This window comes from Bacillus sp. FSL K6-1006, from assembly GCF_038593175.1.
In the GTDB taxonomy this organism is placed as follows: domain Bacteria; phylum Bacillota; class Bacilli; order Bacillales; family Bacillaceae; genus Bacillus; species Bacillus safensis.
In genome coordinates, this window is sequence record NZ_CP151970.1 from 1,471,372 (window position 1) to 1,491,108 (window position 19,737).

18 protein-coding genes are annotated in these 19,737 nt (G+C 40.2%); 17 read left to right on the forward strand and 1 reads right to left on the reverse strand.

Features of this window, described 5'->3' with window-relative positions:
- Window positions 1–28 precede the first annotated feature (28 nt).
- Window positions 29–508 carry an N-acetyltransferase gene (locus NSS65_RS07615; protein ID WP_007499784.1) on the reverse strand — a complete coding sequence of 160 codons (480 nt, stop codon included), beginning with the start codon at window positions 506–508 and terminating at the stop codon, window positions 29–31.
- A gap of 210 nt (window positions 509–718) precedes the next feature.
- Between NSS65_RS07615 and NSS65_RS07620 the strand changes: the two genes are divergently transcribed.
- The 17 genes from NSS65_RS07620 to NSS65_RS07700 all read left to right on the forward strand — a co-directional run bounded on the left by NSS65_RS07620 (window position 719) and on the right by NSS65_RS07700 (window position 19,706).
- On the forward strand, window positions 719–1,618 hold the full coding sequence (locus NSS65_RS07620; RefSeq protein WP_065214324.1) for a 2-dehydropantoate 2-reductase: 900 nt from the start codon (window positions 719–721) through the stop codon (window positions 1,616–1,618).
- Between the two features lie 65 nt (window positions 1,619–1,683).
- The gene (gene bshC / locus NSS65_RS07625; RefSeq protein ID WP_326135096.1) at window positions 1,684–3,303 is read left to right on the forward strand and encodes a bacillithiol biosynthesis cysteine-adding enzyme BshC; all 1,620 of its coding nucleotides are present in this window, start codon (window positions 1,684–1,686) and stop codon (window positions 3,301–3,303) included.
- A gap of 128 nt (window positions 3,304–3,431) precedes the next feature.
- Window positions 3,432–3,863, forward strand: a complete 432-nt coding sequence (gene mraZ, locus NSS65_RS07630; protein WP_003211163.1) for a division/cell wall cluster transcriptional repressor MraZ — start codon at window positions 3,432–3,434, stop codon at window positions 3,861–3,863.
- Window positions 3,864–3,929: 66 nt separating this feature from the next.
- Entirely contained in the window at window positions 3,930–4,862 is a 933-nt protein-coding gene (rsmH, locus tag NSS65_RS07635) for a 16S rRNA (cytosine(1402)-N(4))-methyltransferase RsmH (protein ID WP_024426925.1), read from the forward strand.
- A gap of 37 nt (window positions 4,863–4,899) precedes the next feature.
- Window positions 4,900–5,247: a cell division protein FtsL gene (ftsL, locus tag NSS65_RS07640; RefSeq protein ID WP_024424265.1), complete on the forward strand. Its 348-nt coding sequence runs from the start codon at window positions 4,900–4,902 to the stop codon at window positions 5,245–5,247.
- Between the two features lie 7 nt (window positions 5,248–5,254).
- Window positions 5,255–7,405, forward strand: coding sequence for a penicillin-binding protein (locus tag NSS65_RS07645; RefSeq protein WP_034281955.1), 2,151 nt, complete (start codon window positions 5,255–5,257; stop codon window positions 7,403–7,405).
- Between the two features lie 128 nt (window positions 7,406–7,533).
- The gene (locus tag NSS65_RS07650; protein WP_217008576.1) at window positions 7,534–9,453 is read left to right on the forward strand and encodes a stage V sporulation protein D; all 1,920 of its coding nucleotides are present in this window, start codon (window positions 7,534–7,536) and stop codon (window positions 9,451–9,453) included.
- 211 nt (window positions 9,454–9,664) lie between these two features.
- Window positions 9,665–11,140, forward strand: coding sequence for a UDP-N-acetylmuramoyl-L-alanyl-D-glutamate--2,6-diaminopimelate ligase (locus tag NSS65_RS07655; protein WP_326135097.1), 1,476 nt, complete (start codon window positions 9,665–9,667; stop codon window positions 11,138–11,140).
- Window positions 11,141–11,275: 135 nt separating this feature from the next.
- The gene (gene mraY / locus NSS65_RS07660; RefSeq protein ID WP_003211854.1) at window positions 11,276–12,250 is read left to right on the forward strand and encodes a phospho-N-acetylmuramoyl-pentapeptide-transferase; all 975 of its coding nucleotides are present in this window, start codon (window positions 11,276–11,278) and stop codon (window positions 12,248–12,250) included.
- Entirely contained in the window at window positions 12,251–13,606 is a 1,356-nt protein-coding gene (gene murD / locus NSS65_RS07665; RefSeq protein ID WP_080701193.1) for a UDP-N-acetylmuramoyl-L-alanine--D-glutamate ligase, read from the forward strand.
- 59 nt (window positions 13,607–13,665) lie between these two features.
- Complete coding sequence (gene spoVE / locus NSS65_RS07670; protein WP_024424259.1) at window positions 13,666–14,766, forward strand: stage V sporulation protein E; 1,101 nt, start codon at window positions 13,666–13,668, stop codon at window positions 14,764–14,766.
- Between the two features lie 197 nt (window positions 14,767–14,963).
- Window positions 14,964–16,058 (forward strand): undecaprenyldiphospho-muramoylpentapeptide beta-N-acetylglucosaminyltransferase, encoded by a 1,095-nt coding sequence (murG, locus tag NSS65_RS07675; RefSeq protein WP_046310860.1) that lies wholly within the window; start codon window positions 14,964–14,966, stop codon window positions 16,056–16,058.
- Between the two features lie 31 nt (window positions 16,059–16,089).
- On the forward strand, window positions 16,090–17,001 hold the full coding sequence (gene murB / locus NSS65_RS07680) for a UDP-N-acetylmuramate dehydrogenase (RefSeq protein ID WP_034281685.1): 912 nt from the start codon (window positions 16,090–16,092) through the stop codon (window positions 16,999–17,001).
- A 125-nt stretch (window positions 17,002–17,126) separates the two neighbouring features.
- Entirely contained in the window at window positions 17,127–17,906 is a 780-nt protein-coding gene (locus NSS65_RS07685; RefSeq protein ID WP_061109806.1) for a cell division protein FtsQ/DivIB, read from the forward strand.
- Complete coding sequence (locus tag NSS65_RS07690; protein WP_034281688.1) at window positions 17,903–18,592, forward strand: DUF881 domain-containing protein; 690 nt, start codon at window positions 17,903–17,905, stop codon at window positions 18,590–18,592. The genes NSS65_RS07685 and NSS65_RS07690 overlap by 4 nt, the downstream gene beginning before the upstream one ends.
- A 20-nt stretch (window positions 18,593–18,612) precedes the next feature.
- Window positions 18,613–19,338 carry a DUF881 domain-containing protein gene (locus NSS65_RS07695; protein WP_034281689.1) on the forward strand — a complete coding sequence of 242 codons (726 nt, stop codon included), beginning with the start codon at window positions 18,613–18,615 and terminating at the stop codon, window positions 19,336–19,338.
- Window positions 19,338–19,706 (forward strand): small basic family protein, encoded by a 369-nt coding sequence (locus tag NSS65_RS07700; protein ID WP_003210988.1) that lies wholly within the window; start codon window positions 19,338–19,340, stop codon window positions 19,704–19,706. The genes NSS65_RS07695 and NSS65_RS07700 overlap by 1 nt, the downstream gene beginning before the upstream one ends.
- Window positions 19,707–19,737 lie beyond the last annotated feature (31 nt).

A 19,737-nucleotide genomic window follows, 5' to 3' on the forward strand; every position in this document is an offset into this window, starting at 1 on the left:
GAAAGGAGGGGCGTTTTGCCATCAGTGATTAAGCGGATTCACCTGTATTCTTTTGAATATGGGCAGGTTCCCAGATGAGTGGATTTTCACCTTTGTCGCGTTCCATATCATATTTTACCGCTTCAAAGCCCATTTTATCCCAAAAACCAGCAGATTTGACGCGTGGATTGGTCCGGATTGGCAGTCCGAAAGATTTGGCGAAATCAACAAGTGCTTCGCCGTACCCTTTACGTTGATACCCAGGAAGCACTTCCAGCTTCCACAGCTCTAAATAATCATGATTGTGGTCAAAATACGTTGTCGTCGAGCCGTCCACTTGATAAAGGCTCATACGTGCAACCAGCTTATCTCCAAAATAAATCCCGTAAAATGGAGAGTTGCTGTCATTTTCAATCATATTACTTTCAAGGTCTTCAAGCATGGATAGTTCTTGTATGCCATATTCCTTAAATTGTTTAAATTCCTCTAAAGTTTTGTAATTGATTAGAAGTCGTTTTACTTGTGTCATATGATCTTCCCCCTTACACACATAATGTTGACAGTGATGTCGTTGAAGGCGTTTTCATCCCATCCGCCTCAAAAAGTTTTTACACTTATTATTATAGTTTTTAAATTAAAAAAATTCAATCGCGGCGCGCCATCTGCTTTTTGCATCGCGGCTTGAAACTGTTAAAATGGTTGATATGATGAAGTAAACAGAAAAAGGGAAGTGCGGCAGTTGAACATAGGAATCATTGGCGGCGGTGCGATTGGTCTGCTTTGTGCCAGTTATTTATCACAGCATCATGACATCACTGTTTTGACAAGAAGAAAAGAACAAGCAGAGGAGATTCGAACATCAGGTATTAAGCGAACGGTAAAAGGAGACACATTCCTGGCGTCTGCGGAGGCAAGGGCAGGGATTACAGGAGTATTTGATCTGCTGATTGTGACGGTGAAATATCACCAGCTGCAAGAGGTGCTTGATGAACTATCCACATTACCTCGTCAACGAATCTTATTTTTACAAAATGGCATGGCCCACTTATTAGATTTAGAAAACTGGGACACGCCGCATTCGATATATATCGGTGTTGTAGAGCACGGGGCGATGAAGGTATCAGATCATGCAGTAAACCATACAGGGATTGGTGTCATCAAGTGGGGGGCTTTTCATCCTGAGGATGCAGCTGCTATGAGAAATGCTTTGAATGAAATGCCGGCCCAATTTCAGATGATTTATACGGATGAATGGAAAAAAGTGCTGGAGGAAAAACTGCTGGTCAATGTCTGTATTAACCCGCTCACGGCTTTATTGCATGTGAAAAATGGAGAATTGATCGCAACTCCTGCATATGAATACATGATGAAATGTGCATTTGAGGAAGCATTGTCCATTCTAGGTCTGGCTGAAAAAGAGCGGCTCTGGTCACACGTCGTTTCCATTTGTAAGAAAACGGCCGCCAATCAATCGTCAATGCTTCAAGATATCGTCAAAGGCCGTGAAACCGAAAGAAAAGCCATCGTTGGCTATCTTTTAAAAAAGGCTCAAGCTCAAGAAATTCTGGCGCCACATCTTACTTTCTTCAATCGAAGCTTGGAAGTATTGGAAAAAAAGCAAACAAAATCTTTTGAGTGAGCTCATTTACATGCTATACTTTTTTCGGGAAACTAACTATTTATTGAAGAAAGGAAGTTCTAAACATGCAATTGACTGAACTTTCCATCCGAAGTCAGAATTTATTCATACGTGATTATATAGAAGAAAAAAAAGAGATGACTGCTTTTTTTGATTATGATATACATTCTGAGCACACATGGAAAAAAAGATACGACGATCTCATGGAAATGAGCTTCCCGCGCGAGGCTTTAGCGGATTATATGAGCGCATACCACGCAAAGTTTGAATCGGCAGCGATGCGTCAGAACATTGAAAAGATCCGTGATGAACGGAGTGTCATGGTGGTTGGAGGACAGCAGGCAGGCCTACTGGCAGGACCGCTTTATACCATACATAAAATCATATCCATTATTCAGTTCGCAAAAGAAAAAGAATCAGTGCTTGGCGTTCCTGTGATTCCAGTCTTTTGGGTAGCAGGTGAGGATCATGACGTAGATGAAATTAATTTTGTCTACACATCTGGCGAAAAAGGTCCAGTCAAGCAAAAGCTGCCATTACATAACGTCAAAAAAACTGCTGCCAAAAGAACACCTCTGCATCAAGAAAAAACAGAGAAATGGCTTCGCGATGTGTTTTCAACATATGAAGAATCTGCGTATACAAATGACTTGCTTGATCAGCTTCTTCGATGTTTACGCAAATCACAAACATTTACGGATTTCTTTGAATGGATTGTATGCGACCTTTTTGAAGAAGATGGACTGCTTCTATTTAATTCAGGAGACTTAGGTGTCAAACCACTTGAGCGTACGTTATTCAAGCATATTGTTGAGACAAATGATGCGGTCACAGCTCGTTTAAATGAAACGCAGACTGCCATGAAACGAGCGGGATATCAGCCGATCATAGAAGCTGGTGACAATCAGGCGAACCTGTTTTACGAATATGATGAAGAGCGTTTCCTTATTGAAAAAGAAAACGGCCAGTTTTCTATATCAGAAGTGGGGCTTACGTGGACAAAAGAAGAGCTTTTGCAGGAAATTGAGGAGCACCCAGAACGGTTCAGCAACAATGTGGTGACGCGTCCCTTAATGCAGGAAACCCTTCTCCCAACACTTGCTTTTATGGCAGGACACGGTGAAGTCAACTATTGGGGAGAACTGAAAGGAATTTTTGAGCATTTTGAATTAAAGATGGCACCCGTTCTTCCAAGACTGCACGTGACCATTCTTGAAAGGCACATCGATAAGAAGCTGCCGGTCAGAGAACTTTCTCTTGAAGAAGTGCTCACAAACGGAGTAAAAGAAAAGAAAGAGGCTCACTTTGAGCAAAGCCTTCCAGACAGCTTTGTTCAAGCCGTTGATCAGGCGAAACGTGAATTAGCGAATGTTCATGGCGTATTGAGGCAAGAAGCACTGGAGGTTGAACCAAACTTCGAACAGCTGCTAGATAAAAATGCCAAATTTATCGAAGACCAGCTTCAATTTGTTTATCAAAAGGTGGCGCAGCGTGTGGAAGAGAAGGAAGGATATATCCTTCGAGATTTTGAACGGATTGAAAACAGCTTAAAACCATTAGATGCCCCGCAAGAAAGAATTTGGAATATCATGTACTTTTTAAACAAATATGGTCCAGAATTCTTCAAAACGTTCAAAAATCTGCCATTTTCATTTCAAAACAAGCAGCAAATTGTCAAACTTTGAAATAAAGTTTTAATGAACCCTGACTAGTTCAGGGTTTTTTTTTATGTAGAAACAGTGTAAAATAAGTTTTGTGGAGAGAAGTGGTGGATAGTGGAGAGTAAGGGTGAGAAAGTGGGGCTCTGATTATCATGTTCATGGGTGAATACCAACATACGATTGATACAAAAGGGCGCATGATCATCCCTGCTAAATTTAGAGACGGTCTCGGAGAACAGTTTGTGCTGACGAGAGGGCTTGATCAATGTTTATTTGGCTACCCTATGAGTGAGTGGAAACTAATCGAAGAGAAACTCAAAGCACTGCCGCTAACGAAAAAAGATGCACGTGCGTTTACCCGGTTCTTCTTCTCTGGCGCAGTTGAATGCGATCTGGACAAGCAGGGGCGTATTAACATCGCATCAAACCTACTCCAATATGCAAAACTCGAAAAAGAATGTGTGGTCATCGGCGTTTCAAATCGAATTGAGTTGTGGAGTAAGTCGATCTGGGAACAATATACAGAAGAGCAAGAAGATTCTTTTGCTGAAATTGCTGAAAACATGATTGGATTTGATATATAATAATCCCTTGTGCAGCAAGCTTTCTACACATTCATTTCTATTTGAAAAAGGTGGGACCATAACATCATGTTCCAACATGAGACAGTATTATTAAAAGAAACAGTTGACGGTTTAAACGTCAAAGAAGACGGTACATATGTAGACTGCACGCTGGGCGGAGCAGGTCACAGCTCATATCTACTATCTCAACTATCAGAAAAAGGTACATTGATTGGATTTGACCAAGACGATGCTGCACTGGATCATGCACGAGAGAAGCTCGCGGATTCTAAAGCGAACATTCTTTTCATAAAGAGCAACTTCCGATATTTAAAAGAACGTCTGAATGAACAAGGCATTACAAGCGTAGACGGTGTGATTTTTGACCTTGGGGTTTCATCTCCTCAGCTCGACACACCAGAGAGAGGCTTTAGTTATCACCATGATGCACCTCTTGACATGCGAATGGATCAAACAGCCGCATTGTCGGCAAAACAAGTGGTGAATGAATGGCCGTTTGAAGATCTAGTTCGGATTTTCTACAAATATGGGGAAGAAAAATTCAGCAAGCAAATCGCACGCAAAATTGAAGAAGCTAGAAAAAAAGCACCAATTGAAACTACAGGTGAGCTTGTCGACATTATCAAAGAAGGAATTCCCGCACCTGCAAGACGAACTGGCGGACATCCAGCAAAAAGAGTGTTTCAAGCGATCCGAATTGCCGTAAATGATGAATTGAAAGTTTTTGAAGAAGCACTAGAACAAGCAATAGAGTTACTCAATCCGAAGGGGAGAATTTCTGTCATTACATTCCATTCACTTGAAGACCGGATTTGTAAAAGTACATTTAAAGAAATGTCTTCTCTTCCAGAACTTCCGCACGGACTACCAGTGATTCCAGAAGGACTTGAACCAAAGCTGAAGCTGATCACGAGAAAACCAATCGTTGCATCAGAACAAGAGCTGGAACATAACAACCGTGCCCGTTCAGCGAAGCTCCGAATTGCAGAAAAAAAGTAAAACGACACCATAGATGATGATAAAAAGGAGGTTTCTTATGAGTAATTTGGCTTACCAAAGAGAAGTAAAACAATATCAAACAGAGCAGCAAGGCCAATCGGTTGTTATTAAAAGAAGAGGTTCTATCACACTTGGTGAAAAAATCTTACTTGTCATGTTTGTCATGGCTCTTATGTGCAGCTCCATTCTCATCATTTCTAAAGCCTTTGCTGTCTATCACGCTAATATTGAAGTCCAGAAATTAGAACAGCAAGTATCTTTAGAATCAAAGAAGATCACTGAGCTTCAAAAAGAAAAAGACTTGCTGAGTGAACCGGAGAGAGTCATTGATACTGCGAAAAAAGCAGGCTTAAGCATTTCGAAAGATGTTAAGAAGGTCGATTAAGATGGCGATGCCTAAAAAGAATAAAATGATGAACAGAGGCGCGGCAATTGCGAGTATTTGCTTCGCCCTGTTTTTCTTTATCATCCTTGCACGTTTTATCTATATTCAGATTACAGGAACGGTCGATGGCCAAGTGTTAGCCGCAAAGGCAAATGAACAATATCAATCGAAGAAAACACTTGAAGCCAAAAGAGGGTCTATTTTAGACCGAAATGGAAATGTGATTGCAGAGGATACGTCTGTTTATAAGCTCATTGCGGTCATGAGCAAGAAAATGACAGTCGACCCAAAGCACCCGATGCATGTCGTCGACAAAGAAAAGACAGCAAAAGAGCTGTCAAAAGTCATTGATATGAGTGAAAGCGAAATTTTAAAGCGTCTGAATACTAAAGGTGCGTTCCAAGTGGAGTTTGGTAAAGCTGGGAAAGACATCAGTTTTTCAACAAAGGAAAAAATTGAAAAGCTAAAGCTTCCAGGGATCGCATTTGAAAAAGACACGAAGCGATATTATCCAAACGGCATGTTTGCGTCGAATCTGATCGGTTATGCAAGATTAGATGAGGCAACGAAGGACATGTCAGGCGCGATGGGACTTGAGAAGGCGCTGAACAAATTTTTAAAAGAAAAAGACGGCTATGTGACATATAACAGTGACAGAAGCGGATGGGCTCTTCCAAATAGTAAAGAAGACATTGTCGCTCCGAAGGATGGGAAAAATGTCACGCTGACCATCGATCAAAAAATCCAGGCGTTCCTTGAAGAAAGTATGACTCAGGTTGCCAAAAAATATAAACCGAAGAAAATCATTGCCACAGTCGTTGACCCAAAAACGGGAAAGGTGCTCGCGATGGGACAGCGGCCAAGCTTTAATTTAAATGAATTAGACATTACGAATTATAACAATGATGTCATTTCATATGCGTTTGAACCAGGTTCAACGATGAAAATCTTCACACTTGCTGCAGCAATCCAAGAAGGGGTCTACCAAGGCAATGATAAATATCAATCTGGTACTTATAAAGTAGGAGGAGGCCTTGTAAGAGACCACAACAATGGAAATGGCTGGGGAAAAATTGACTTTCATGAAGGTGTTCTCCGTTCGTCTAACGTAGCTTTTGCAAAGCTGGCAAAAGAAAAACTAGGCTTCACGCGCTACGAACAATATTTGCAGAAGTTCCATTTCTATGACAAAACAGGTATTGACTTGCCGAACGAAGCGTCTAGTAAAATCAATTACAGATACGAATATGACAAAGCATCGACGGCTTACGGTCAAGCGTCTGCCATTACACCGATTCAACAAATAGAAGCAGCGACAGCGATAGCAAACGGCGGAACGATGATGAAGCCATATGTTATTGATCATATTACAGACCCGAACACAAACAAAACAATTTTACAGCACGAACCAACAGTAGCTGGAAAGCCAATTTCCTCTGATACAGCAAAGCAAGTCCGTGACATTTTAGGTGAGGTGGTTTCCTCGAAGATTGGAACAGGCCAGCCTTACCAAATCAAAGGATTTGACGTTGCTGGGAAAACAGGAACAGGACAAATTGGCGGTGCCGGCGGTTATCTCAAAGGAAGAAACGATTACGTCTTTTCATTTATGGGTATGGCGCCAAAAGATGATCCGAAGCTGCTCGTTTATGTAGCTGTACAGCAGCCGCAGCTGTCTGACACAGAAACTGGCTCTGCCCCAGTTGCACAAATCTTTAACCCAGTGATGAAAAATAGTCTGCTATATTTAAATATTGCACCAACAAAAACAGACGATAAAAAATCAGGCGAACAAAAAGTGAAGCAAGAAACAATGCCTTCATTCTTAGATTTAGAAGTGAAGCAGGCGGAAACAGAAGCCAAAAACAAAAACTTAACGCCTGTTGTCATCGGCGACGGCCTCTCCATTAAACGACAGTGGCCAAGTGCAGGCTCTGAATTCTCTGAAAGCCAGAAAGTTTTCTTGAAAACAGCAGGAAAAACGATAAAAATGCCTGATATGACAGGCTGGTCGAGACGGGAAGTCCTTCAATATGCATCCATTTCCGGTGTGCATATCGAAACAAAGGGACAAGGATATGCTGTCAAACAAAGTGTGAAAAGAGGATCGGAGATTTCAGATGAAGTAGTCACTGTGACATTTAAAAGTCCGAATTAACTGCAAAACCTAGCAAACCACTTGCTAGGTTTTTTCTTTTGCCGAGCGGGATAGACGAGACGTTCTACATAAGGACGGGCCTGCATATGATGGAAACAAGCCATATGTATGTAAGGAGTGAACCAGGCGTGCGAGTATCAAGTGTAACAGTGAGAAAACGATTGCTTTTCGTGCTGCTGTTTGGGGTGATCATTTTTTTCATCATAGATACTAGATTAGGATATGTACAGTTTATTATGGGCGAGAAGCTCACAAGCTTAGCAAAAGATTCATGGAGCCGGAACCTCCCGTTCGAACCAGAAAGGGGAGATATTTTGGACCGAAATGGGGTAGAGCTTGCGACGAACAAAAGTGCCCCATCTATATTGGTCGTCCCGCGGCAAATTAAAAATCCGGCAGAAACAAGCAAAAAACTGGCGGCAGTACTGAATATGTCTGAAGAGAAAGCGTACAAGCACGTCACAAAGAAAACATCCATCGAACGAATTTCTCCAGAAGGGAGAAAAGTATCTCATGAAAAAGCAAAAGAAGTCAGAGAGCTTGATTTAGATGGTGTTTATGTTGCAGAAGACAGCATCAGACACTATCCATTTGGCAGTTTTCTTTCTCATGTGCTGGGCTTCGCTGGAATTGATAATCAAGGGTTACTTGGACTGGAAGCCTATTATGATGATGACCTAAAAGGTGAAAAAGGCTCTGTAAAGTTCTATTCCGATGCAAAAGGGCAGAAAATGCCAGATGAAGCAGATGATTATACACCGCCTAAAGATGGTCTTGATATGAAGTTAACTGTCGATGCGAAGGTGCAAACCATTATAGAACGGGAATTAGACAATGCGCAGGCAAAATATAACCCAGATGGGATGATTGCAATTGCGATGAACCCGAAGAACGGTGAAGTGCTTGGGATGTCGAGCAGACCGGATTTTGATCCAGCGGATTATCAATCAGTTGACTCGAAAGTGTTTAACCGAAATCTACCGGTGTGGAGCACATATGAGCCAGGTTCGACGTTTAAAATTATTACGCTTGCAGCAGCACTAGAAGAGAAAAAAGTCAATTTAAAACGCGATCATTTTTTTGACAGCGGTTCTGTGACAGTTGATGGTGCAAGACTTAGGTGCTGGAAAAAAGGCGGCCACGGATCACAGTCATTTTTAGAAGTGGTTCAAAACTCCTGTAACCCCGGTTTTGTTGAACTAGGCGACCGTCTAGGAAAGGGTAAATTATTTTCCTATATTAAAAATTTCGGATTTGGCCAAAAAACAGGAATCGATCTTCAAGGGGAAGGGCGAGGCATTTTGTTCCCGCTGGACCGGGTTGGCCCTGTAGAGCAGGCGACAACTGCCTTTGGTCAAGGTGTATCTGTTACGCCGATACAGCAAGTAGCTGCCGTAGCAGCTGCGGTAAATGGCGGAACACTTTACACGCCGTACATTGCAAAAGAATGGATAGATCCAATCACAAAAGAGGTAGTGAAAAAGCAATCACCGATTGCCAAAAAGAAAGTGATTTCAGCAGAAACATCCAAAGAAATCAGATATGCGCTTGAAAGTGTAGTCGCTCAAGGAACTGGCCGAAATGCATTTGTTGAAGGATATCGAGTTGGCGGAAAAACAGGGACAGCACAGAAAGTAAAAGACGGCAAGTACATGGAAAATAACCACATTGTGTCGTTTATCGGGTTTGCGCCTGCTGATGATCCAAGTATCGTTGTATATGTGGCTGTAGATAACCCGAAAGGCACTATTCAATTTGGCGGGACAGTTGCTGCACCAATTGTGGGTCATATTATGCGGGACAGCCTGCCTGAGATGGGTGTGAAAAAAAGAAAAGGACAAATTGAAAAGAAGTACCAGTGGCTGGACACAAAAACCATTGAAGTACCGAATCTTGTAGGGGGATCTGTTTCAGACCTTGAATCCTTACTGATTAACCTTAAGATCGATGCTTCTGGAACGGGCAGTAAAGTGGTGAAGCAATCGCCTGCTGCCGGGACAAAGGTCAAGGAAGGCTCCACCATCAGATTATACTTAAACGATGAATAATAAAGAATGAACAGAGGGTAGCCGCACTCATTCGGCTGCCTCTTTTTGTTGAAAGAGAAGGTCTGTTTGAAAAAAAGAGCCTAAAGTGTGTTTTTTCCAAGAGAAACTTAAGGAATACGCTGGATGTATCCTTTTTTTTACGATAAAATATAGACTGTGTGTTTTTTTCACAAGACATGCACGTGAACGAATTTGAGAGGTTTGATATGAAATGAAATTACAAGAACTCCTTACATACTTTAAAAGTGAAAATGACGAATTAATAAACGAAAATCCTGATATCACTTCCATTGAAATGGATTCAAGAGAGGTGAAAAAAGGAAGCCTTTTTGTCTGTATAAAAGGCTATACAGTAGATGGACACGATTATGCTGAAAAAGCGGTGAAAAGCGGGGCTGCAGCGATTGTAGCAGAACACCCTCTTAACATATCAGATGTACCAGTCATTATTGTAAAACACTCTCAAAGAGCTCTTGCAAGAATAGCTGATGCGTTTTACGAGCAGCCAACTCATAAGCTGAATCTCATCGGGATCACAGGAACAAACGGAAAAACTTCGACAACACACATGATTGAACAAATGATGAGAAAAGCTGAAAAGAAAACAGGCTTAATCGGTACAATGTATATGAAGGTGAATGATGACATTCTCGATGTGAAAAACACTACACCTGAAAGTGTCACACTTCAGAAAACCTTTAAACAGATGCTTGACCAAGATGTAGACACAGCCATTATGGAAGTTTCATCACATGCACTGCATCTTGGCAGGGTACATGGATGTGATTATGATATTGCCGTTTTCACAAACCTTTCGCAGGACCATCTTGATTACCACAACACAATGGAAGAATATAAACATGCGAAAAGCTTGCTATTTTCACAGCTTGGCAGTGCCTTTCATCACGATAAGCCAAAGCATGCGATTTTAAATGCAGATGATGACGCTTCGAGTTATTATGAAAAAGTTACAGCTGCTGAAGTCATGACATATGGCTTAGAGCAAAAAGCAGATGTGATGGCAAAGAATATTCAAATCAAACCGAAGGGAACTCAATTTGATTTGATCACTCCAATTGGCACAAAAAATGTGACAGTTGCCCTCATCGGTAAGTTTAATGTGTACAACATCCTAGCAGCTGTATCAGTAGGGATCGTATCTGGCTTAACATTTGAAACGATTGTAAGTGCTATTGAAGAGCTGGAGGGAGTCAAAGGCCGATTTGAACTTGTGAACTGTGATCAAGATTTTCCTGTTATTGTCGATTACGCCCATACACCTGACAGCTTAGAAAATGTCCTGACAACGTGTAGAGAATTAACAGAGGGCAAAATTTTCTGTGTGATAGGCTGCGGCGGTGACCGTGATAAAACAAAGCGTCCTCAAATGGCCCAAATCGCTGTGAAGTATGCAGATGAACCTGTATTTACATCAGACAACCCAAGAAGCGAAGATCCTTCAGCTATTTTAAAGGATATGGAAAATGGGGTGCCAGACGCATATTATCATAGTTTTGTGAATCGCAAACAAGCCATCTTTTTTGCAATTGCCAATGCGAAAAAAGGCGATACAGTCTTAATAGCGGGTAAAGGTCATGAGACATATCAAATCGTTGGCGATCAAGTTTACGATTTTGATGATGCACAGGTTGCTATGGACGCTATTTTAGATCTAAACAAATCTTAAAATGATGAAAAGAGTGTAATGAAATGAAGCATTTTGTACAAAAACAACATACGAAGAACGTGAATGAATACCTTAATAATGAATGTAATTTTCTGATGGAAAACGGCTTTGGAAATTCGGAAGGAGTAAAGAACGATGCTTGAACAGGTGATATTGTTTACAATCATAATGGGATTTTTAATCAGTGTTCTTTTATCCCCGATTTTTATTCCGTTTTTAAGAAGGCTTAAATTTGGTCAAAGTATTAGAGAAGAAGGACCACAGTCTCACCAAAAGAAATCAGGTACTCCGACAATGGGCGGAATTATGATTATCTTTTCTATTACAATTACAACGATTGTGATGATCAACAAATTTTCTGAGATTAGTCCAGAAATGTTTTTATTGTTATTTGTCACGCTTGGCTACGGTCTATTAGGATTTTTAGATGATTATATTAAAGTAGCGATGAAACGAAACCTAGGTTTAACATCGAAACAGAAATTAATCGGTCAAATCGTGATCGCAGTGATTTTTTATGCAGTCTTCCATTATTATCAGTTTGCAACGACGATTCGCATTCCAGGAACAGATGTCAGCTTTGATTTAGGATGGGCTTACTTTATCCTTGTCGTTTTCATGCTTGTCGGAGGTTCTAATGCCGTGAACTTAACGGATGGACTGGATGGTCTATTATCTGGAACTGCTGCAATTGCCTTCGGAGCCTTTGCTATACTGGCTTGGAATCAATCACAGTACGATGTAGCGATCTTTTCAGTAGCTGTTGCTGGAGCCGTTCTTGGGTTTCTTGTGTTTAACGCGCATCCTGCAAAAGTATTTATGGGTGATACAGGGTCGCTTGCTTTAGGCGGAGCGATTGTAGCGATTGCCATTTTAACAAAGCTTGAAATTTTGCTTGTCATTATTGGAGGAGTATTTGTTGTCGAAACGTTATCTGTTATTCTTCAAGTGATCTCCTTTAAAACAACTGGAAAAAGAATCTTCAAGATGAGTCCGCTTCACCACCACTATGAGTTAGTTGGCTGGTCTGAGTGGAGAGTAGTTGTCACCTTCTGGACAGCTGGTTTATTACTTGCTGTTTTAGGAATTTACATCGAGGTGTGGTTATAATTGAATAAGATGCAAATGTTAAAAAACGAAAATGTACTAGTATTAGGTCTTGCAAAAAGCGGATATGCGGCAGCTTCAATTCTTCATGAGCATGGAGTAAATGTCATAGTAAATGACCAAAAGCCGTTTGAAGAAAATGAACCTGCTCAGCTTCTTTCTGAAAAGGGGATAGATGTCATTTGCGGCAGCCATCCTCTTCGTATGTTCGATGATAAAGAAATTACGATTTTAATTAAAAATCCTGGAATTCCATATGAAAATGTGATGGTTCAAGAGGCGCTTCGCCGCCAAATTCCAGTTTGGACGGAAATAGAATTAGCTTATCATTTAACCTCAGCTCCTTTTATTGGGATTACTGGATCAAATGGAAAAACCACTACCACGACTTTGATTTATGAAATGTTGAAACAAGACCGTCAAAAAACTTTAGTGGCAGGTAATATTGGCACAGTTGCCAGCGAAGTCGCTGCAAAGGCAGCTGGTGATGAGTGGATCGTAACTGAACTCTCTTCTTTTCAGTTAATGGGAACAGTTGAATTCAGACCTAAAATCAGCTTAATATTAAATATTTTTGATGCACATTTAGACTATCACCACACTCGTGATGAATATGAAAAAGCAAAGCAGAAAGTTTACGCACATCAACTGGATGATGACATAGCAGTCATTAACCTCGATGATCCATCAGTCGTAAAACTGGCTGAAGCTTCAAAAGCAAAAAAAGTGTTTTTCTCCGTGAAAGAGCAAGTAGAACATGGTGCGTATATTAAAAATGGTGCGATCTACTACATGAATGAACATATCATCGATTTAAAGGATGTTGTTCTTCCTGGTGAGCATAACCAAGAAAATATTTTGGCAGCTATTTGTGTCGTGAAAAATGCAGGCTGTTCAAATGAAGCAATCGCACACGTTCTCACGACATTTAGTGGAGTGAAGCACCGTCTGCAGTTTGTAGATACAATTCAAAGCAGAAAATTCTATAACGATAGTAAAGCCACCAATATACTGGCAACAAGTAAAGCATTGTCAGCTTTTGAGCAGCCGACTATTTTATTAGCCGGCGGACTTGACCGGGGCAATGAATTTGATGAATTGAAACCTTTTATGAAAAATGTAAAAGGAATTATTACATTTGGTGAGACGGCACCTAAGTTTGTGAAGCTTGGTGAAGAACTGGGAATACATCACGTAAAACATGTCGATAATGTTGAACAAGCAGTACCTGCGGCGTTTAACATTTCTGAAGAAGAAGACGTGATTTTATTATCCCCGGCTTGTGCAAGCTGGGATCAGCATAAAACATTTGAAGAACGTGGAGACATGTTTGTAAACGCCGTGCATATGCTTAAATAAGGGCTTGTCTCTCGTATGACTGACAGCCCAAATGAAATTATGCTTGGGGTGTCGGTCTCTTGACGAATAAGAAAACTTCTCCGGACTTTTTGCTTGTTGTCATTACGTTACTTTTATTGACGATTGGTTTAATTATGGTGTACAGCGCTAGTGCTGTGTGGGCATCGTATAAATTTGATGATTCGTTTTATTTTGCAAAAAGACAGCTTTTGTTTGCCGGAATCGGAGTTATCGCGATGTTTTTCATTATGCGAGTCGATTATTGGACGTGGCGGACTTGGTCAAAGATATTGATTGCTGTTTGTTTTCTCCTTTTGTTGCTTGTACTTATTCCTGGTATCGGTATGGAGAGAAATGGATCAAGAAGCTGGATCGGTGTCGGTGCGTTTAGTATTCAGCCCTCTGAATTTATGAAGCTTGCGATGATTGCGTTTCTTGCAAAATTCTTATCTGAAAAACAAAAAAATATCACATCCTTTCGTAAAGGTTTCGCACCAGCATTAGGCATTGTGTTTTCTGCATTTGCCATCATCATGCTGCAGCCAGATTTGGGAACAGGGACGGTAATGGTTGGAACCTGTATTATTATGATATTTGTTTCAGGTGCGAGAATTGCTCACTTTATATTTCTCGGTCTTTTAGGGCTCAGCGGATTTGCTGCACTAGTCTTATCAGCGCCCTACCGCATAAAACGAATTACATCGTACTTAAATCCTTGGGAAGATCCACTAGGCAGTGGGTTTCAAATTATTCAATCCTTATACGCTGTTGGTCCAGGCGGTTTGTTCGGGATGGGTCTCGGTCAAAGTAGACAAAAATTCTTTTATTTACCTGAGCCTCAAACAGACTTCATCTTTGCAATATTGTCTGAAGAACTTGGCTTTATAGGAGGATCACTCATTTTGCTGCTCTTTAGTGTTCTATTATGGAGAGGCATACGAATAGCACTTGGAGCCCCAGACTTATATGGAAGTTTCCTAGCAGTTGGCATTATTTCAATGGTTGCCATTCAAGTGATGATTAATATCGCAGTTGTTACTGGACTTATCCCTGTGACAGGTATCACGCTCCCATTCCTAAGTTATGGCGGCTCATCACTGACATTAATGCTGATGGCCATTGGCGTACTCTTGAATGTAAGCAGGTACGCTAGATACTAATGCTGCTAGTTCATGAAACCATGATGACATTTATTTTGCAAAAGTACAAAAAAATGATTTGAAGAGTGAAAAAGACAGCTTTAGTATCCGAAAACATGTTTTTTACCTCTTCTTTACAGGTTTTAACGGAGCCCTGTTGTTTAAAACAGGGTTTATACTTTGTTCAGAGCAGAAAAAAATTGAGGGGAAATGGTATAATGCGTATAGTAATCAGTGGAGGCGGAACAGGCGGACATATTTATCCGGCCTTAGCTTTTATTAAAGAAGTGAAAAGACTGCATCCTGATGTAGAATTTTTATATATTGGTACTGAAAATGGACTTGAAAAGAAAATTGTAGAAAGAGAAAATATCCCTTTCAAGTCCATAGAAATTTCAGGTTTTAAAAGAAAGCTTTCCTTTGATAATGTAAAAACGGTGATGAGATTTCTAAAAGGCGTTCAAAAAAGTAAATCTTACTTAAAGGAATTTAAGCCAGATGCGGTCATTGGAACAGGTGGTTATGTGTGCGGCCCTGTTGTTTATGCAGCTTCTAAGCTGAAGATTCCGACCATTATTCACGAACAGAACAGCCTGCCTGGTATCACAAATAAGTTTTTAGCAAGGTATGTTGATAAGGTAGCCATCTGTTTTGAAGAAGCAAAGGCACATTTTCCATCTGAAAAGGTTGTATTTACGGGAAACCCTAGAGCCTCTGAAGTCGTCTCTATAAAAGAGGGGAAATCTCTGAAGGAGTTTGGGCTGGATGAAAAGAAAAAAACGGTTCTTATTTTTGGCGGGAGCCGGGGGGCTGCGCCGATTAATAGAGCAGTTATTGACATGCAAGATGAATTAAAGGCTAAGAACTATCAGCTTTTATATATCACAGGTGAGGTTCATTATGAAAAAGTGCTGAACGAACTAAAGGAAAAAGGTGCAGCACCTAATATGATTACAAAGCCTTTCTTGCATCAAATGCCGGAGTACTTGAAATCGATTGATGTGATTGTTGCAAGAGCGGGAGCCACAACGATTGCTGAAGTGACAGCCCTTGGAATTCCAACTATTTTTATTCCAAGTCCATACGTGACGGCAAATCACCAGGAAATCAATGCAAGATCACTAGAAAAGCATGACGCTGCAATCGTTTTAAGAGAATCAGAGCTTTCTGGAGAGAGCCTCCTTCATGCCATTGATGAAATTGCTGGTCATGAAGAAAAATTAAACGAAATGAGCCGTTTAACAAAAGAACTCGGAGTACCAGATGCGGCTGGACGTTTATATAATGTATTAAAAGAAATTACGACTACATGATGGAATGATATTAGGTAAGGCGGAGGGTAATATGGAGAACTTGAAGAATGAATTATTAGAAGCGCAAGTCGGTAAAGTGCTTGAAAATGAGCCGCTTGCAAATCATACGACAATGAAAATAGGCGGGCCGGCAGATCTATTGATCGTTCCTAAAGATATTGATGCAGTTAAAACGATCATGGATCAGATAAAAAAACACCACGCGGACTGGACGGTTATTGGAAGAGGATCAAATTTACTCGTACTTGATAAAGGAATACGCGGTGTCGTCCTGAAGTTAGGCGCTGGACTTGATCACTTAACTGTAAATGGTGAAGAAATTACAGTTGGCGGCGGCTATTCTGTTGTAAGGCTTGCAACGTCTCTTAGTAAGCAGGGTCTTTCAGGGCTGGAATTTGCAGCTGGTATTCCAGGGTCTATTGGCGGCGCTGTTTATATGAACGCAGGTGCGCACGGATCTGATATCAGTAAAATTCTTGTGAAAGCGAGAATCTTATTTGAAGATGGAAGCATCGAGTGGCTAACAAATGAGCAGATGAACTTTAGCTACAGAACGTCTGTCCTTCAAAAGGAACGACCAGGCATTGTTCTCGAGGCCGTGTTTAAGTTAAAACAGGATGATCGCGAGAAAATCACAAAGAAAATGCAGCAAAATAAAGACTATCGCAAGGAAACACAGCCTTATAATCGACCATGTGCGGGAAGTATTTTTCGAAATCCGCTGCCTGAATATGCAGGACAGCTTGTAGAAAAAGCGAATTTAAAAGGGTACCAAATTGGCGGAGCAAGAATCTCTGACATGCATGGAAACTTTATTGTGAACGCTGGCGGGGCTACTGCTCAAGACGTGCTGGACTTAATTCAGTACATCCAAAAGAAAATTAAAGATGACTACAATGTAGATATGCATACAGAAGTAGAAATTATCGGTGAAGCAAATTAAAAGCAAGATTTATGAATGATGGCATCACAGGAAAACAAACGGCATGAAGAATGCCGTTTGTTTTCTCATCAAAATGATGACCCAAAGGTGTGGACAAGCAGCTTTGAATGGGGTGAAGAATATATATGCGGCCTGATCATGAAAATGAAAAGATCGTCAATATAGAAGAACGGATTCCTAAAATTAAAGAACAAAGGAAGCAGAAAGCGAATCGGAGACTAATCTCTTTTATTCTACTGTTTTTTATCATGGTTTTAATCATTATTTATTTGCAGACACCAATCAGTAAAATTTCTTCTTTAACTATTACGGGTAACGAGCATGTCCCTACAAAACAGCTTGTGAAACTTTCCCAGATTAAAGAAGGCGAAACAGAGTTTTGGAATTTAAATAAAGATTTAACAGCAGATCATATTAAACAAAACAAACTGATTAAAAGTGTCAGTATCAAAAAACATTTTCCAAATAAGGTTAGTATTGCTGTCAAAGAATATGCCAATATTGCTTATCTTCAAAAGGGAAATCTATACTATGAGCTTCTTGAAAATGGGACAGTATTGCCAGAAGAAGTCACACCAAGTCATGCAGGACCTATTTTTGTTGATTGGGACAATAAAGAGAAGCTGAAGCAAACGGTTAGAACTTTAAATCAGCTGCCAGCCTCTATTCAGGAACTCATCTCAGAAATATATTATGTGCCGACAAGCTCAAACCAGTGGCTCGTTAAATTTTATATGAATGACGGGAACACCGTGATTGCATCAATTAAAACATTCGCTGATAAAATGAAAACCTATCCTGCCATTGTAAAAGAACTTTCGCCATCTGAAAAAGGCACAATCCATATGGAAGTCGCGACGTATTTTGAAGCGTTTAAATCTAAGAAAAAGGAAGATGAACGTTGAGAGGCAAAACAGTTATATTCTCAATTGTAATGCTTGTTCTTGGTTTTCTGATTTCTTTTTCATACCAATATACAAAGCAGCATCAGGCAGATGTCATCCGAACAGAGCAATGGAAAAAAGAATATTCCTTGAAAAGTCAGCTGACAAAGCAAGAAAAGGCGAATCAGAAACTTGAAAAAGAATTATATAGCCTACAATCACAGGTTCAAGCCACTGAGGCCAATTTGAAAAATGAAAAAGAGCAGTATTTTAATGTATTGGAAGATGTTGAGAAATACAGGATGTTTACAGGAGAGATCGGTGTAAAAGGAAAAGGGGTAAAAGTATCCCTTGAAGATGCATCTTATATCCCGAGTGGACAAAATGTCAATAATTACATTGTTCATGAGAGCCACATTTTTCATGTGATAAACGAACTGTTTATATCAGGGGCCTCTGCTGTATCTATTAATGGACAGAGAATTACACACCAATCGTACATACATTGTAACGGCCCAGTTGTCACAGTTGACGGGGTTCAGCATCCAGCGCCATTTGTTATTTCTGCTATTGGTGATCCGGCTGTGTTAATACCTGCATTAAATATTGCAGGAGGAGTAGTCGATCAGCTGACAAGTGATCACATTTCGATGACGATTGAAAAAAAGGATATTCGTATGAATCCTCTTTTAAAACACAAAGATTAAAAGTGAAAAGGTGAGTGGTGTTGAGGAAAAAGAAGCCTTTACTTAGTTTGACAGCCTTAATGGTGATATTCGGCATCATGGTCTCCATCCAATTTAATTCATTGCAAAAGCCCAAAGTTCGTGATACTCGCGATGTGTGGGAGCTAAGAGAGGATTTATCTGCATCTAAAAGTAAAGAATTGGATTTACTGAAAGAAATTGATAAATACGATGAAATGCTGAAAAAGTATGGTCATCAAGGAGATCAATCAAAAGAAGCTCAACTGACAAAAACATTAAAAGATTTAAAAGAAAAGGCTGGTTTTACAGAAGTGACAGGGGAAGGAATTGAAGTTGACATCTCTCAGCTTTTCTCCAAGGAACTGACCGGGGAAGAAGTGAAAAATATCCCGCCTGATCTTCTGAAAAAGTTAATCAACGAAGCAAATATGTATGGGGCAAAACATATTTCCATTAATGACCACCGTGTGATTAATACAAGTGTGATTCGAGATATTAATGGCACGACGAAAATGGATGGCTACAGCTTAGATGGTGATGAAGTGACCATCAAGATGATCAGCGACCAGGCCGACAAATTATATAGCCGTTTAAATGTATCAGATATTGGTGATTTGTTTGCTCAGGAAAATTTCGGCTTAAGTATTAGCCAGCCGAAGCAGCAAATTCAATTAAAAGCATATGACGGTGCGATTCAGTTAAACGAGTTGAAGCCTCTTGACGATGTAAAGGAGGGAAAATCTTAATGTGGCTTCCTGTACTTGGCTTAATCATAGGAGTTGCGATCGGTTTCTTAACAAATTTTACGATACCGAATGAGTATTCTAATTATCTTTCCCTCGCTGTACTTGCTGCGCTTGATACATTGATTGGTGGAATCAGGGCACATCTGCAAGGGGCATACGATGAACTAGTGTTTGTATCAGGCTTTTTCTTTAATATTATACTTGCAATAAGTTTAGCTTTTCTGGGCGTCCATCTTGGTGTAGACTTGTATTTAGTCGGAATGTTTGCTTTCGGCGTTAGATTGTTTCAAAATATAGCAGTTATTCGAAGAATTCTACTAACAAAATGGACAATTTCTAGAGAAAAAAAGAAAAAAAGTGAGTCATAAAAAAGGATATACATATGATGTAACGAATATT